Source organism: Clavibacter vidaverae, from assembly GCF_047529985.1.
Taxonomy (GTDB): Bacteria; Actinomycetota; Actinomycetes; order Actinomycetales; family Microbacteriaceae; genus Clavibacter; species Clavibacter nebraskensis_A.
Genome location: NZ_JBLJAM010000002.1, coordinates 66,587 through 80,729, shown reverse-complemented (window position 1 = coordinate 80,729; position 14,143 = coordinate 66,587). Strand labels below are relative to the sequence as shown.

The 14,143-nt window shown below is 71.9% G+C and carries 15 protein-coding genes; 13 read left to right on the top strand and 2 right to left on the bottom strand.

Going from position 1 to position 14,143, the window contains the following annotated elements; all coding sequences use genetic code 11:
* Positions 1–56 precede the first annotated feature (56 nt).
* The 6 genes from ACMT9T_RS13105 (at position 57) to ACMT9T_RS13080 (ending at position 4,842) form a co-directional block, all read left to right on the top strand.
* Positions 57–569, top strand: a complete 513-nt coding sequence (locus tag ACMT9T_RS13105; RefSeq protein ID WP_414745961.1) for a hypothetical protein — start codon at positions 57–59, stop codon at positions 567–569.
* A gap of 425 nt (positions 570–994) precedes the next feature.
* Positions 995–1,474, top strand: coding sequence for a hypothetical protein (locus tag ACMT9T_RS13100; RefSeq protein ID WP_414745960.1), 480 nt, complete (start codon positions 995–997; stop codon positions 1,472–1,474).
* 60 nt (positions 1,475–1,534) lie between these two features.
* A complete protein-coding gene (locus tag ACMT9T_RS13095) occupies positions 1,535–2,890 on the top strand; it encodes a M16 family metallopeptidase (protein WP_414745959.1) in 1,356 nt (451 codons plus the stop codon).
* Positions 2,891–2,898: 8 nt separating this feature from the next.
* Entirely contained in the window at positions 2,899–3,501 is a 603-nt protein-coding gene (locus tag ACMT9T_RS13090; RefSeq protein WP_053774824.1) for a histidine phosphatase family protein, read from the top strand.
* 55 nt (positions 3,502–3,556) lie between these two features.
* The gene (gene dapB / locus ACMT9T_RS13085; RefSeq protein WP_414745958.1) at positions 3,557–4,390 is read left to right on the top strand and encodes a 4-hydroxy-tetrahydrodipicolinate reductase; all 834 of its coding nucleotides are present in this window, start codon (positions 3,557–3,559) and stop codon (positions 4,388–4,390) included.
* Entirely contained in the window at positions 4,390–4,842 is a 453-nt protein-coding gene (locus ACMT9T_RS13080) for a hypothetical protein (protein WP_414745957.1), read from the top strand. The genes dapB and ACMT9T_RS13080 overlap by 1 nt, the downstream gene beginning before the upstream one ends.
* Before the next feature lie 32 nt (positions 4,843–4,874).
* On the opposite strand, the gene ACMT9T_RS13075 is transcribed toward ACMT9T_RS13080, so the two are convergent.
* Complete coding sequence (locus ACMT9T_RS13075; protein ID WP_414745956.1) at positions 4,875–5,795, bottom strand: TIGR01777 family oxidoreductase; 921 nt, start codon at positions 5,793–5,795, stop codon at positions 4,875–4,877.
* 84 nt (positions 5,796–5,879) lie between these two features.
* Here ACMT9T_RS13075 and thyX point away from each other — a divergent pair, with 84 nt between their 5' ends.
* From thyX to ACMT9T_RS13045, 6 genes are all read left to right on the top strand, one after another.
* The gene (thyX, locus tag ACMT9T_RS13070; RefSeq protein WP_414745955.1) at positions 5,880–6,671 is read left to right on the top strand and encodes an FAD-dependent thymidylate synthase; all 792 of its coding nucleotides are present in this window, start codon (positions 5,880–5,882) and stop codon (positions 6,669–6,671) included.
* Between the two features lie 33 nt (positions 6,672–6,704).
* Positions 6,705–7,688 (top strand): 4-hydroxy-tetrahydrodipicolinate synthase, encoded by a 984-nt coding sequence (gene dapA / locus ACMT9T_RS13065; RefSeq protein ID WP_116056167.1) that lies wholly within the window; start codon positions 6,705–6,707, stop codon positions 7,686–7,688.
* A 60-nt stretch (positions 7,689–7,748) separates the two neighbouring features.
* A complete protein-coding gene (locus ACMT9T_RS13060) occupies positions 7,749–9,425 on the top strand; it encodes a ribonuclease J (RefSeq protein ID WP_414745954.1) in 1,677 nt (558 codons plus the stop codon).
* Between the two features lie 234 nt (positions 9,426–9,659).
* Positions 9,660–10,688 (top strand): permuted SH3 domain-containing protein, encoded by a 1,029-nt coding sequence (locus ACMT9T_RS13055; RefSeq protein ID WP_414745953.1) that lies wholly within the window; start codon positions 9,660–9,662, stop codon positions 10,686–10,688.
* A complete protein-coding gene (locus tag ACMT9T_RS13050) occupies positions 10,685–11,392 on the top strand; it encodes an ABC transporter ATP-binding protein (RefSeq protein WP_414745952.1) in 708 nt (235 codons plus the stop codon). The genes ACMT9T_RS13055 and ACMT9T_RS13050 overlap by 4 nt, the downstream gene beginning before the upstream one ends.
* The gene (locus tag ACMT9T_RS13045; protein WP_414745951.1) at positions 11,389–12,621 is read left to right on the top strand and encodes an ABC transporter permease; all 1,233 of its coding nucleotides are present in this window, start codon (positions 11,389–11,391) and stop codon (positions 12,619–12,621) included. The genes ACMT9T_RS13050 and ACMT9T_RS13045 overlap by 4 nt, the downstream gene beginning before the upstream one ends.
* A gap of 76 nt (positions 12,622–12,697) precedes the next feature.
* Here the strand turns inward: ACMT9T_RS13045 and ACMT9T_RS13040 are convergent, their stop codons facing one another.
* The gene (locus tag ACMT9T_RS13040) at positions 12,698–13,558 is read right to left on the bottom strand and encodes an alpha/beta fold hydrolase (RefSeq protein ID WP_414745950.1); all 861 of its coding nucleotides are present in this window, start codon (positions 13,556–13,558) and stop codon (positions 12,698–12,700) included.
* A gap of 82 nt (positions 13,559–13,640) precedes the next feature.
* Here ACMT9T_RS13040 and ACMT9T_RS13035 point away from each other — a divergent pair, with 82 nt between their 5' ends.
* Complete coding sequence (locus ACMT9T_RS13035; RefSeq protein ID WP_414745949.1) at positions 13,641–14,141, top strand: CGNR zinc finger domain-containing protein; 501 nt, start codon at positions 13,641–13,643, stop codon at positions 14,139–14,141.
* The last annotated feature ends 2 nt before the right edge of the window (positions 14,142–14,143 follow it).

Here is a 14,143-nt window from a genome sequence, read left to right as displayed (position 1 = left end):
AGACGACCTTGCACGAGCGACCGCGCATTCCGAAGCGACGACGAGGGGGAGCGGTGGTGGGTCTGCTCATGATCGCGCTGTCGGCCTCCGTAGCGAGCGGATGCACGGCACCGCCGGACCTGGATCCTGAGCCCGCCCCCACCCCGTCGATGACCCAGCAGCAGCAGGACGACCAGGCCTTCCATGACGTCTTCGCCAGGTACGTTGACTTGGATGCGAACACCGACACGGAGGACGATCTCGCGCAGCTGCTCACCGGAAGCGTCTTGGATAACGAGAAGTCGGGCTTGGCCGACGAACGGCGGAAAGGCGTCCGTACGAGCGGGATGGACGTCATGTCCGGCTTCGAGGTGACGGACCGTGGCCTGGATCCTGCCGGCGCGGAGTACATGACGGCGCAGGTATGCCTCGATGTCAGCGGCGCCCGACTCATCGACTCGACAGGTGCGGACATCACGCCAGTTCGGGATCCGCGCCTGTCGCTTCAGGTCAAGGCGATCAGATCCGAGGACGCGCTGTGGCGCATCAGCGACATCGTGCGCAACGAGGACGTGCACGCATGCGGATGAGGGCAGCAGCTACCTCGTCGGCATCAGTCCTGCTGGTGATCGCACTGGTCGTCGTGCCCGTCTCGACGGCTGGCGCCTCCGATTCCGGTTGCTTGGTCACGCACGGACAGACAGGCGCATGTGCGTCTGGTGGAATCGGCGCAGGGGCAGTCAACGTGCGTGCTCAGGAGGGGTTGAGCGGCAGCGCCGCGCCTGCGCCGGCTCTGCCCGCCGTGACCATTCAGGCAGCTCCAGATGATGTCTCTGCCCCTCGGATCGTGCCGCCGGTTCCGCGGGGTCGTGTGGCGGCGGATGTGGATGTCCCTTGTCAGCCCGGGATCGGTGCCTGCTTCGATGGGCATCATGCGTTCCTGCCGCCGGCGAGGTGGCCGGCCAAGCCGGCCAAGCCGGCGGATCCGGCGCCCGCGGCGCCTGTGACGCCGGGGGTGTCATTGCAGGATGTGGCGCAGTTCGTGCCGCGGTCGGCGTCGATCCGGTCGCAGCCCAACGGGTGGGCGCTGGTCGGGGCGCCGGTGAACTTCCTCACCGACGCGAGCGCGCAGGTGGTCGACGGGACGTTGTTGGGTCGGCCGGCGCAGGTGCGGTTCGTACCGGTGTCGTTCACGTGGGATCACGGCGACGGGACCGTCAGCACCACGGTCGGGCCGGGGGCGTCGTGGAAGCAGCTGGGGCAGCAGGACTTCACGTCCACGGACACGAGCCACACGTATCCGAGCGTCGGGGATCGGCGGATGGCGGTGACGATCGCGTACTCGCCCAGCTACCGGTTCGACGGGGGTGGGTGGCAGCAGATCCCGGGCACGTTGCCCGTGCAGGTGGGGCCGGTGACGATCCACGTGCTGCAGGGGTCGACAGTCCTGGTCGGCGGGGCGTGCGGGACGAGGAACGCCGGACCCGGATGCTGACGCGCGCGGAGGGCCCGGCGACCCGCGGCCGCGTCGGTCCCGTGGCGTAGGGTGACGCTGATGTCCCGCGCCGTAGAACTCCCCCTCGACCTCCCCGAGCTCACCGTGCAGTCGGCGGGCGGAGCACGCGTCCGGCGCTCGGTCCTGCCGTCCGGCGTGCGCATCCTCAGCGAGGACGTGCCCGGCAGCAGCAGCGCGACCATCGGCATGTGGGTCGCCGTGGGATCCCGCGACGAGCAGCCCGGCGACCTCGGCTCCACCCACTTCCTCGAGCACCTGCTCTTCAAGGGCACCCCGTCGCGCTCGGCGCTCGACATCGCCGTGGCCTTCGACGCGGTCGGCGGCGAGCACAACGCCGTCACCGCCAAGGAGTACACCTGCTACTACGCCAAGGTGCGGGACCGCGACCTCGGCATGGCCGTCGACGTGCTCGCCGACATGGTCACCTCCAGCCTCATCGACGCCGAGGAGTTCGAGACCGAGCGCGGGGTCATCCTCGAGGAGCTCGCGATGGCGGACGACGACCCGGGCGACGTCACGAGCGAGCGCTTCTTCGAGGCCGTCCTCGGCGACCACCCGCTCGGCCGTCCCATCGGCGGGAGCCCCGCGGACATCGAGGCCGCCGAACGCGACGCCGTCGTGGCGCACTACCGCCGCAACTACCGTCCGCAGGACCTCGTCATCACGGCCGCGGGCGCGGTGGATCACGACGCCCTCGTCGCGCGCGTCACCGCGGGCCTCGAGCGCGCCGGATGGGACCTCGCCGTCCAGGCGGCCCCGGTCGCCCGTCGCACCGGCGCCACCCCGGTCATCACGCGCGGCAGCGAGCTCGTCGTGGTCGACCGGCCCATCGAGCAGACGAACATCCTGCTGGGCGTCCCGGGCCTCGCCGCGTCCGACGACCGCCGGCCTGCCCTCGCGATGCTCAACTCGGTGCTGGGCGGCGGCATGTCGTCGCGCCTCTTCCAGGAGGTGCGCGAGAAGCGCGGCCTCGCGTACTCCGTCTACTCCTTCGGCGCCTCCTATTCGGACGCGGGCGTGTTCGGCCTCTACGCCGGATGCACGGCGGCGAAGACCGCGCAGGTCTCGCGCCTCATGGTCGAGGAGTTCCAGAGGCTCGCCGACGAGCACGTCACCGAGGAGGAGCTGTCGCGCGCGTTCGGCCAGCTCTCCGGCCAGTCCGCGCTCGCCCTCGAGGACTCGGACACCCGCATGTCGCGGCTCGGCCGATCCGAGATCACCACGGGGGAGTACGTCGACCTCGACGAGACGCTCTCGCGCCTGTCCCGCGTCACCGCCGAGGACGTCCGCGCCCTCGCGGCGGACCTCGTCTCCCGTCCGCTCTCGATCGCCGCAGTGGGCACCGTCGGCGCCGACGCGTTCGCCCCGCTGCTCGCGACCCCCTCGCTCCTCTAGGAGGAACCGTGTCCCACTACATCTACCTCGTCCGCCACGGCGAGCAGCAGGACGCCGAGCACGGCCTGCCCGACGGCCCGCTCTCCGGGCGGGGCAAGCGCCAGGCGCACTGCATCGCCGACCGGCTGAGCGGCGTGCCCTTCACGTCGGTCCGCCACTCGCCGCTCGCGCGCGCGGAGGAGACGGCCGCGATCATGGCCGAGCGCATGCCGGCGATGGAGCCGGAGCCGTCGTCCCTGCTGTTCGACTGCATCCCGTCCGGGCCCGTCCCCGACATGCCGCACGCGTTCGAGTCGTTCTTCGGCGGGATCACCGAGGAGGAGATCGACGCGGGGAGCGCCCAGATGGCGGACGCCGTGAGCGAGTTCCTCGCGCCCGCGCGCGAGGACCGGCACGACCTGCTCATCACCCACAACTTCGTCATCGCCTGGTTCGTGCGGCACGTGTTCGACGCGCCCGAGTGGCGGTGGATGGGCATCAACCAGGCCAACTGCGGCCTCACCATCATCCGGGTGCGCTCGGCGAAGCCGCCCGTGCTCGTGGTGCACAACGACCTCGGGCACCTGCCGGTCGAGCTGCGCACCGGGCTCCCGGAGCAGCAGCCCTACTAGCCGCGGGTCCCGCATCGGCCAGCGCCGTCCCGGGGCGCGCCGGTACGCTTGCGGGATGACAACCACGGTCGCCGTCGTCGGCGCAACGGGACGCATGGGCCAGCTGATCACGCAGATCGTCGAGGCGAGCAGCGAGTTCGAGCTCGTCGCCAGCCTCGACTCGAAGGGCGAGCTGTCCGACATGCTCGGCGCCGACATCGCGGTGGACGTGACGCTCCCCGCGGTCAGCCAGGGCGTCGTCGAGTACGCGATCGCGCACGGCATGAACGTGCTGGTGGGCACGAGCGGCTGGACGGGCGAGCGGATCCAGTCCCTCGAGCGCCGCATCACGGGCAACCTCGCCGTGGGGGTCGTCATCATCCCCAACTTCTCCGTCGGCAGCGTCCTCGCCACCTCCTTCGCGCAGATGGCCGCGCGGTTCTACGACTCCATCGAGATCGTCGAGGCGCACGGCGCGACCAAGATCGACTCGCCGTCGGGCACGGCGGTGCGCACCGCCGAGCTCATGTCGCAGGCGCGCGGCAGCCGCGGCCCGGTGCAGGCGCCGCACACCGACCAGCGCGCCCGCGGCCAGCAGGTCGCGAGCATCCCCGTGCACAGCCTCCGCATGCAGGGGGTCGTTGCCAAGCAGGACGTGGTCTTCGGCGGCAACGGCGAGGTCCTCACCATCAGCCACGACACGCTCGCACCGAGCGCGTACGAGGCCGGGATCCTGCTCGCCCTCCGCGCGACCCGCAGCGCGCGCGGCGTGAGCGTCGGCCTCGACCGCCTCATCGACCTCGACGGCTCGCGCGAGCGCGCGGCGCAGTCCGCCGACGCCCCGGCGACGACCGGGCCGGTCGACGACGGCGGCCCGAGCGGTCAGGCCGCCACCGTCACGAGCGCCTGATGGGCACGCGCATCGGCGTCGGACTCATGGCCGTGCTCATGGTGCTGTACCTGGCGCTGGCCGGCCAGATCGCCATCCTGCTCCTGATCTCCGGCGAGCCCGTCGGCGTGGTGTTCGGCCTCGCGCTCCTGGTCCTCCCGCTCGTCGGCATCTGGGCGCTCGTCCGCGAGCTGTCGTTCGGCGTGCGCAGCGCGCGCCTCGCGCGGATCCTCGACGGGGAGGGCGGCCTGCCCGTCGCCGACCTGCCGACGCGGGCCAGCGGCCGCCCCCTCCGGGACGCGGCCGACGCGGCCTTCCCCGCGTACCAGGCCGAGGTGGAGCAGGATCCGGCCAGCTGGCGCGCGTGGTTCCGGCTCGGCCTCGCCTACGACGCGAGCGGTGACCGTCGCCGGGCGCGCGGGGCGATCCGCCGCGCGATCGCGCTGCACGGCACGCGCGAGCCCGCGGCCTGACCGCGCCTCGCGACCGGGCCCGGGCCCGCGCCTCAGGCCTTCGCGAGCAGCCGGTCGATCGCCAGCTCGACGGTGGGGTCGCGGAACGCGAAGCCGTCCGCGAGGAGCTTCTCGGGTCGCGCCGGCTGGCTGGAGAGCAGCAGCTCCTGGCCGGCGTCCCGGAGCGCGAGCCGAATGAGGGCCTCCGGCGCCGGCACGAGGTAGGGCCGGTGCATGCGCTTCGCGAGGTGACGCATGAGCCGGTCGGCCATCACGGGCTCGGGGCCGGTGAGGTTCACGGGTCCTGCGACGGACGAGGTCAGCAGGTGGACGATCGCCGCGGCCTCGTCGCGGAGCGAGATCCACGGCCACACCTGGCCGCCCGTGCCGAGCTTCCCGGCGAGCCCCAGCTTGGTGAGGAGGCGAAGAGGAGCGAGCGCGCCGGCCTGCGCGAGCACGAGGCCCGTGCGCAGGGTCGCGACGCGCACGTCGGCGGACGCCTGGAACGCCTCGGCCTCCCACGCCTCCACGACCTCGGCGAGGAAGCCCGCCCCGCGCGGCGAGTCCTCGGTGAGGCGCTCAGCCGGTCGGTCGCCGTAGAAGCCGACGGCGGATCCGTTCAGCAGCGTGCGCGGCGGGTTCGCCGCCGACGCCATCGCCCCGACGATCGTCCGCGTCGCGTGCACACGCGAGGAGCGGATCTCCTCCTGGTACGGCTTCGTCCACGGCAGGCGGCTGATCGAGGCGCCCGACAGGTTGACGACGGCGTCGACGCCGTCGAGCACCGCGGGATCCAGGCGTCCGTCCGCGGGCTGCCACTCGTGCTCGTCGGGGGACGACGGCGCGTGGCGCACGAGCGTCTGCACGCGATGCCCGGCGGCGTGCAGCTGCGCCTGCAGCTCGGTGCCGATGGTGCCGCCCGCGCCCGAGATCAGGACGGTGAGCGCGGCGGGGGATGCGGTGCTGTCGGACATGGTCGAGCCCTTCGTCGGTGCCCATCAGCCTAGGACCCGGTCCCGCGGGGAGCCCGGCCGGGCGAGGGGCGGCCGTCGCGTACAGTGACGGTCGTGCCCCACGACGACATCGCCTTCCGATCCGACATGACCGTGGAGCTCGTCCGCTCGAGCGCCCACGACTCCGACGTGATCTTCGCCGCCCGCGTCTCCACCGCCGGCGAGAAGACCCTCGAGCGCGCGCTCGACGAGCCGGACGGCCAGGACCGCGCCCTCGAGGGCGACGTCGATACGGAGGCGGAGGAGAAGCGGGCCAAGCGCGACCGCGGCCTCATCAACTACCTCATGCGCGACCGCCACGGCTCGCCGTTCGAGCACAATTCGATGACCTTCTACGTGCAGGCGCCGATCTTCGTGTTCCGCGAGTTCATGCGGCACCGCATGGCCTCCTACAACGAGGAGTCGGGCCGCTACAAGGAGCTCGACGCCGTCTTCTACGTGCCCGGCCCCGAGCGCAACCTCGTGCAGGTCGGCAAGCCGGGTGCCTACGAGTTCCACGCGGGCACCCCGGAGCAGACCGCTCTCGTGCAGGAGGAGACCCGCCGCACGTCCGCCGAGGCCTACGCCTCCTACCAGCGGATGCTCGAGCAGGGCGTGGCCCGCGAGGTCGCCCGCATCGTCCTCCCGCTCAACATCTACTCGTCGATGTACGTGACGCTCAACGCGCGCGCGCTGATGAACTTCCTCTCGCTGCGCACCAAGCACGAGGACTCGACGTTCCCGAGCTTCCCGCAGCGCGAGATCGAGATGTGCGCCGAGAAGATGGAGACCGAGTTCGAGCGGCTCATGCCCCTCACGCACGCGGCGTTCCAGAAGAACGGCCGCGTCGCGCCCTAGCGCGCCCGGATCGAAGCGCCGCCGACCGTTACGATGGGAGCCGTGTCCACAGAGAACCCCTTCGGCCAGGTACTGGTGGCGCTCGTCACCCCCTTCACGGCCGACGGCGAGGTGGACTGGGCGGGCGTCGAGAAGCACATCGACGACGTGATCGTCGCGGGCGCGGACGGCATCGTCGTCACGGGCACCACGGGCGAGACGAGCACGCTGACCGACCCGGAGAAGATCAAGCTCGTCGAGGTCGGCCGCTCGGTGAGCGCGGGCCGCGCGAAGATCATCACCGGCGGCGGGTCGAACGAGACCGCGCACGCCATGCAGCTGGCGCGGCAGAGCGAGAAGGCCGGCGCCGACGGCAACATGATCGTCACGCCGTACTACAACAAGCCCACGCAGGCCGGCGTCCTCACGCACTTCCGGATGATCGCGGACGCCACCGACCTGCCGGTCATCCTCTACGACATCCCCGGCCGCACCGGCATCCCCATCCAGTACGAGACGATCCTGCGGGCCGCCAAGCACCCGAACATCCTCGCCGTGAAGGACGCCAAGGGCGACCTCGCGCAGGCCAGCCGCGTGCTCAACCAGACCGGCCTCATGTACTTCGCGGGCGACGACGCCAACGCGCTGCCGACGCTCGCGATCGGCGGCACCGGCCTCATCGGGGTCACCGCGAACATCACGGCCACGCCGTACCGCACCATGGTCGACGCCGTGAACGCGGGCGACCTCGGTGCCGCGACGCACGCGCACCAGCAGCTCGAGCCGCTGGTCCGCGCGGTCATGACCCACGTCCCCGGCACGGTCGCGGCGAAGTACATCCTCCACGGCCTCGGCCGCATCGGCAGCCCCCGCGTCCGCCTGCCCCTCGTGGGGCCGGAGGAGTGGGAGGCCGCGCAGATCGAGGACGAGATCGACCTCGTCCGCGACGTGCCCGGCGTCGACTTCCGCAACTTCCGCCCCGACCGCAACGCCGCGGCCGGCGGTGCCCTGCCGCAGGTCGCCGGCACCACGCGCTGACGCGCGTCCCGCACTTCCCATCGCCGGCCCCATCGGGCCGCACCGTCAACTAGGAGTCCCATGCCCCAGACCATCTACGATCCCCCCGCCCTCAAGCCGGGCACCCTGCGCATCACGCCCATCGGCGGCCTGGGCGAGATCGGGCGCAACATGACCACGTTCGAGATCGACGGCAAGATCCTCGTCGTCGACTGCGGCGTGCTCTTCCCCGAGGAGCACCAGCCGGGCGTCGACCTGATCCTCCCCGACTTCTCCTCCATCGCGGGCCGCCTCGACGACGTCGTGGGCATCGTCCTCACGCACGGCCACGAGGACCACATCGGCGCGGTGCCGTACCTCCTCAAGCTGAAGCAGGACATCCCGCTGATCGGCTCCGGCCTCACGCTCGCCCTCATCGAGGCGAAGCTCAAGGAGCACCGGATCAAGCCCTACACGTTCCAGGTGAAGGAGGGCGACCGCGAGCGCCTCGGGCCGTTCGAGCTCGAGTTCGTGGCCGTCAACCACTCCATCCCGGACGCGCTGGCCGTCGCCATCAAGACGGAGGCGGGCAGCGTCCTGCACACCGGCGACTTCAAGATGGACCAGCTGCCGCTCGACGACCGCATCACCGACCTGCGCGCCTTCGCGCGCCTCGGCGAGGCGGGCATCGACCTCTTCATGTCGGACTCCACCAACGCGGACGTCCCCGGCTTCACGCCCACCGAGCGGTCGATCGGCCCGGTCCTCGAGGCCGTCATCTCGAAGGCGCCGCGCCGCGTCATCGTCGCGAGCTTCTCCAGCCACGTGCACCGCGTGCAGCAGGTGCTCGACGCCGCCGCCGCCAACAAGCGCCGCGTGGCCTTCATCGGCCGCTCGATGATCCGCAACATGACGATCGCGGCCGAGCTCGGCTACCTGAAGGTGCCGGACGGTGTCCTCATCGACTCCAAGAAGGCCGTCAACCTGCCCGACAACCAGATCGTGTACATGAGCACGGGGTCGCAGGGCGAGCCGATGGCGGTGCTCAGCCGCATGGTCAACTCGGAGCACCAGATCGAGATCGGCCAGGACGACACCGTCATCCTCGCGTCGAGCCTCATCCCCGGCAACGAGAACGCGGTCTACCGGATCATCAACGGGCTCACGAAGCTCGGCGCGAACGTCGTGCACAAGGCCAACGCGAAGGTCCACGTCTCGGGCCACGCGGCCGCCGGCGAGCTGCTCTACTGCTACAACATCCTGAAGCCGCGGAACGTCCTCCCGGTGCACGGCGAGTACCGCCACCTGGTCGCGAACCAGCAGCTGGCGATCCAGACCGGCGTGCCGGAGCGCAACACGTTCCTCGCGGAGGACGGCACCGTCCTCGACATGACGGCCGGCAAGGTGCGCGTCACCGGCCAGCTCGACATCGGCTACGTGTACGTCGACGGATCCACCGTGGGCGAGATCACGGAGGCCGACCTCAAGGACCGCCGCATCCTCTCCGAGGAGGGCTTCGTCACGATCATCGCGGTCGTCGAGGCGCAGACCGGCAAGGTCGTCGTCGGCCCCGAGATCGAGGCCCGCGGCTTCGCCGAGGACCCGAAGGTGTTCGACAGCGTCAAGCCGCTCGTCATCAAGGCGCTCGCGGAGGCCGCGGCCAACGGCACGCGCGACACGCACGCGTACGCGCAGGTCGTCCGCCGCACGGTCGGCCGCTGGGTCAACTCGTCGCACCGCCGCCGTCCGATGATCATCCCGGTGGTCATCGAGGCGTAGCGCCACGGCCGCCGCGAGGCGGTGCAGCGGGTCCCGGAGGGGGCGGGGGAGACCCCGCCCCCTCCGTCGTCTCCTCCTGCCGCACCCCCTCCGTCGTCCCGGTCGCCCTCCTCCCGCGGCCCCCGCTCGGGGGTGACCGTGTCATCCCCGCGGCCGACCCGCCGCGCCGGGTGCCGCCCCTAGCGTCGAAGGCGACCGGACGGACCGCTGGGGGACGCCGGGGAAGGAGCGGCTGTGGGCGTCTGGCGGAGATGGATCCTCCCGATCACGAGGCTGGTCGTGCTGGCCGCCATCGCCGTGGCCCTCGTGCGCATGGCGTTCTTCGGGACGACGGCCGAGGAGGCCTCCCAGGTGCCGACGGGTTCCGTCGTGGAGTCGCAGGTGCCCGCCTCCATCGCCACGGTGGTCAACGACGTGGCCGTGAAGGGCAGCATCCAGCCGGACCCGGACGTGCCGGTCAAGGCGACGTTGCAGGGGAAGGTCTCGAAGGTCGTCGCCGGCCAGGGCGCGACCCTCCGGGCCGGCGACCCGATCGTCGTCATCCGCCAGGAGACGCCGGCGGACCCGGTGGTCGCCGCCGACGGCACGGTCTCGCAGCCGAAGCCCAAGGTCGTCACCGAGACGGTCACCGCGACCGCGGCCGGGTCGCTGACGGAGCTCGGCGTGCTGGTCGGCCAGGAGGTTGCCGTCGGCGACGCCGTGGGACGCATCGCGCCGCCCACCTTCCGCGCGACGGCCCCGCTGACGGCGGAGGAGCAGTACCGCCTCGTCACGCAGCCGACGGCCGCGACGGTCGCCATCACGTCGGGCCCCGCGCCCTTCGAGTGCTCGGATCTCCGGATCGGCCAGCAGGCGGCCGCGGGCGGCGTCGGCGCGGGCAGCGCGGGCACCGGGGGCGACGCGGGATCCGCCGGTGCCGCGGAGTCCGCGTCCACGGGCGCCACCGTCTCCTGCGCCGTGCCCGGGGGCACGCGCGTCTTCCCGGGCCTCGCGGCCGAGATCACGATCCCCGCCGGCGAGGCGCCCGACGTGCTGACCCTGCCGACCACCGCGGTCGAGGGCCTCGCCGACACGGGCAACGTATGGCTCGCGTCGGACTCCGGCGAGCCGGAGGAGCGCGCGGTCGGCCTGGGCATCAGCGACGGCAAGGTCGTGCAGATCACCTCGGGTCTCGCGGAGGGCGACATGGTGCTCGAGTTCGTGCCCGGTGCGCCCGTCCCCGAGGAGGAGGGCATGACGATGCAGGGCGGGTACGGCGGATGAGCCTCATCCGCCTCGAGCAGGTGACCCGCACGGTCGAGCGGCCGGACGACGAGCCCTTGACGATCCTGCACGGCGTCGACCTCGACGTGTCCGTGGGCGACCACGTGTCGATCGTGGGCCGGTCCGGATCCGGGAAGTCGACCCTGCTGAACATCCTCGGCCTGCTCGACACCCCGACGACCGGCGAGGTGTTCCTCGACGACGTGCCCATGGCGCGCGTCTCCGGCTCCCGGCGCGACCGGGCCCGCGGGGGCGACATCGGCTTCATCTTCCAGCAGTTCAACCTGCTGCAGGGACGCACGGCGCGGGAGAACGTCATGACCCCGCTCCTCTACTCCACGGGCCGCACCTTCTGGCGCCGGGCGTCGATCGCGGCCGACATGCTCGAGCGGGTCGGACTCGGTCACCGGATCGACTCCATGCCGGAGACCATGTCCGGCGGCGAGCAGCAGCGCGTCGCCATCGCCCGCGCCCTCGTGCGGTCGCCGCGCTTGATCCTCGCGGATGAGCCCACGGGCGCCCTCGACATCGAGACCGGCGCGACCGTGATGACGCTGCTCGCCGAGGTCGCGCACGCGTCCGGCGCGGCGCTCGTCACGATCACGCACGACCCGACCGTCGCGGCCCGCGCGGACCGGCACCACCGCCTCGAGATGGGCGTGCTCGCGCCGTCCAAGGCCCTCACGCGGGAGGTCCTCGCGTGACCGGCTGGCTGTCGCGCACGGCGACCGGTCTCGTGGGCGCGGTCGTGGAGGCATGGGCCGAGCTGCGGATCCACCGCACGCGCGTGATGCTGTCCCTCGTCGGCGTCGCGGTCGCGGTGGCGGCGATCACCTCGGTCGTCGGCCTCGGCGCGGTCGTGCAGCAGTCGCAGACCGAGCAGATGGAGCGCCAGTCGGGCCGCCCGGCTGCGCTGTCGGTGTCCGCGTACTCCGCGACCGGGGACGGCCTGACCTACGCCGAGCAGCGCACGCTCCTCGCGGACGTCGCCGACCGGTACGGCATCACCTGGTCGACGATCATCGGCTCCACGACGGTGCCGGTCGACTTCGCGCGCGGGCAGGCGCAGGTCCAGACCGTCGTGGTCGACCGGGACTACGGCGAGATGCGCCGCGTCGACGTGACGGACGGCCGCTGGTTCGATGAGCGGGACGCCGACCGCCTCGCACCCGCGCTCGTCGTCAACCCCGCGTTCCTCGCGGAGCTCGGGTCGCCCGAGATCGCCGCGCACCCCTCCGCCGTGCTGCACGGCGAGCGGTCGGACCTCGTGGGCGTCGTCGTGGGCACCGTACCCGCGCAGTACGCGGAGGAGCCGCCGACCGTCTACCTGCAGGCGTCCGACGCCGAGCGCCTGATGACCGACGACGCGCTCGACGCCATGGCGCCGCAGTCCGAGTTCTGGGTGCCCGAGGCGGAGGCCGACGCGCTCACCGCGGCCATCACCTCGCAGGTGGCGGCGACCGCGCCCGAGGGCCTGGAGGTGAGCGTCGGCCGCAGCGACTGGGGGACGTACGACTACGACCCGCTGCTGTCGGTGAAGATCCTCGTCGGGGGAGTGGCGGGCCTCGTGCTCCTGCTGGGCGCGCTCGGCCTCGTGAACATCTCGCTCGTGACGGTGAAGCAGCGGATCCGCGAGATCGGCGTGCGGCGCAGCTTCGGGGCGAGCGCGGGCCGGGTGTTCTTCGCCGTGATGATGGAGAGCGTCGTGGCGACGGTGGCCGCGGGCGTGGTCGGCGTGATGGCGGCGGTCGCGATCGTGAAGAACCCGTGGATCCTCTCGTTCGTCGCCTCGGGCGTCACCGACTTCCCGCCGTTCCCCCTCTCGGCGGCCCTCCTCGGCCTCGGCGCCTCGCTCGCCGTCGGCGCGATCGCGGGCCTCCTCCCTGCTCTCGTGGCGGTGCGCGTCTCCGTCATCGACGCGATCCGCTACTGACGCACGCGGCGTCCGGGTGCGGATGCCCGGCCGGACAGGCGAGCGCCCCGGCTCGTCCGTCCGACCTGCGGCTGTCCTACGCGCGGGGGAGCCAGTCGGTGATCGAGTCGACGACGTGGTCGAGGTTCGACTCGAGGAGGAAGTGCCCGCCGTCGACGAGCTCCACGCGGGCGTCCGCTGCGTCACGACGGAACGCTTCGGCTCCGGCCGCGGCGAAGATCTCGTCGTCTCGTCCCCAGATGGCGAGGACGGGCACCCGGGAGGTGCGGAGCCATTCGTGCACGGCGGGGTAGAGCTCGCGGTTCGTGGCGTAGTCGCGGAACAGGGCCAGCTGCACGTCGTCCTGCCCGGGGCGGGAGAGGAGCGCGAGGTCGTGCTCCCAGGCGTCGGGGTCGACGGTCGTCGGGTCCGGTACGCCGTGGGTGTACTGCCACTCGACGGCCTCGCGACCGAGGGCCGGACGGAGCGCGTCGCGGGTCGCGGTCGTCCGCTCCGCTGCGTCGGCCCAGATCGGGTCCCAGAACCCGGGCACGAAGCCCTCCTCGTAGGCGTTGCCGTTCTGGGAGATGACGCCCACGACGGCGGAGGGGTCGGCGAGGGCGAGGCGCCAGCCGATGGGTGCGCCGTAGTCCTGCACGTAGATCGCGTACCGGGACACTCCGATGGTCTCGAGGAAGCGGCGGGTCATCTCGGTCAGGCGCGCGAACGTGTAGTCGAAGTCGTCGACGGAGGGTGCGGACGAGCGCCCGAAGCCGATGTGGTCGGGGGCGATGACGCGATAGCGCTCTGCGAGGGCGGGGATGAGGTGGCGGAACATGTGCGAGCTGGTCGGGTACCCGTGCAGGAGCAGGAGCACGGGGGCATCGACGGGTCCGGCTTCCCGCCAGAACACGTCGAGCCCGTCGACGGAGACGGTGCGGTGATGGACGATGGCCATGGCTAACCCCTTTGAGTTGTTGTACTGGTTAGCGTGACGGTAGCATGGATCCATCGAGCCGCACGGCGCGAGGGATCGGGGAGTGGTGGGACACGACGAGGAGCTGCTGCTGGCGGTGCTGAACAGCACCCCCGTGGTCGACGGCCGACCGAGGGACGTCCTCGACGGGGAGTCCGGTCGGGAGCTCGTGCGCCGCTGGGGTGGGGCCGGCACGGAGCGCGAGATCGTGCGGCTCCGTCGTGCACGCGATGCGCTCCAGGCCGTCGTCCGCGGAGACGCGCCCGCCGCCGTGGACGAGCTCGCGGACGTCATCGGGGAAGCCGTGCGCACACCGTGCCTGACCTCCGACGGCATCACCTGGGAGCTGCGAGCACCCGAGGAGGACCGTCTCCCGGTGGAGGTCGTCCTCGCGTGGTCGAACGTGAGTGGACGGTTCCCGGGGCGTCTCCGTGCGTGCGCGAACGACGAGTGCAACCTCTTCCTCCTCGACCGCAGCCGGCCCGGCACCGCGAAGTGGTGCTCGATGGCGACGTGCGGGAATCGGATGAAGGCCCGCGCGCACGCGAGCCGTTCACGGGAGTGAGG

Excerpts from the sequence above, each read along its gene's own strand:
- ACMT9T_RS13095 (WP_414745959.1), top strand. The coding sequence starts at position 1,535 with ATGTCCCGCGCCGTAGAACTCCCCCTCGACCTCCCCGAGCTCACCGTG.
- dapB (WP_414745958.1), top strand. The coding sequence starts at position 3,557 with ATGACAACCACGGTCGCCGTCGTCGGCGCAACGGGACGCATGGGCCAG.
- ACMT9T_RS13080 (WP_414745957.1), top strand. The coding sequence starts at position 4,390 with ATGGGCACGCGCATCGGCGTCGGACTCATGGCCGTGCTCATGGTGCTG.
- ACMT9T_RS13075 (WP_414745956.1), bottom strand. The coding sequence starts at position 5,795 with ATGTCCGACAGCACCGCATCCCCCGCCGCGCTCACCGTCCTGATCTCG.
- dapA (WP_116056167.1), top strand. The coding sequence starts at position 6,705 with ATGGGAGCCGTGTCCACAGAGAACCCCTTCGGCCAGGTACTGGTGGCG.
- ACMT9T_RS13060 (WP_414745954.1), top strand. The coding sequence starts at position 7,749 with ATGCCCCAGACCATCTACGATCCCCCCGCCCTCAAGCCGGGCACCCTG.
- ACMT9T_RS13050 (WP_414745952.1), top strand. The coding sequence starts at position 10,685 with ATGAGCCTCATCCGCCTCGAGCAGGTGACCCGCACGGTCGAGCGGCCG.
- ACMT9T_RS13040 (WP_414745950.1), bottom strand. The coding sequence starts at position 13,558 with ATGGCCATCGTCCATCACCGCACCGTCTCCGTCGACGGGCTCGACGTG.